The organism is Undibacterium sp. Ji42W (genome assembly GCF_049340405.1).
In the GTDB taxonomy this organism is placed as follows: domain Bacteria; phylum Pseudomonadota; class Gammaproteobacteria; order Burkholderiales; family Burkholderiaceae_D; genus Undibacterium.
This window is the reverse complement of record NZ_JBMPOV010000092.1, coordinates 1-240: the sequence shown is the minus strand read 5'-3', so window position 1 is coordinate 240 and position 240 is coordinate 1. Positions and strand designations below refer to the sequence as shown.

Genomic DNA, 240 nt, shown 5'->3' with positions numbered 1-240 from the left:
TAATCACCGGCGTGGTGATCAGGAAGATGATCAGCAAAACCAGCATGACATCGACCAGCGGGGTGGTGTTGATGGTGCTGTTGACTTCGTCTTCACCATCTCCATCATTGCCAATTGCCATTGCCATAATGTGTTCTCTTTAAAATTACTGAATACCAAAGACCCCTCACCACAGAGGCACTGAGACACAGAGAAAGGCAGGAGAAAGCTTGTTTGCAGTTACTTGCAAGTCATCCCAGA

General features: G+C 47.1%; 1 protein-coding gene. It reads right to left on the bottom strand.

Going from position 1 to position 240, the window contains the following annotated elements; genetic code table 11:
* On the bottom strand, positions 1-127 hold a 127-nt coding region (locus tag ACO0LG_RS29695), incomplete at its 3' end, for an ExbD/TolR family protein (RefSeq protein ID WP_423032241.1).
* Positions 128-240 lie beyond the last annotated feature (113 nt).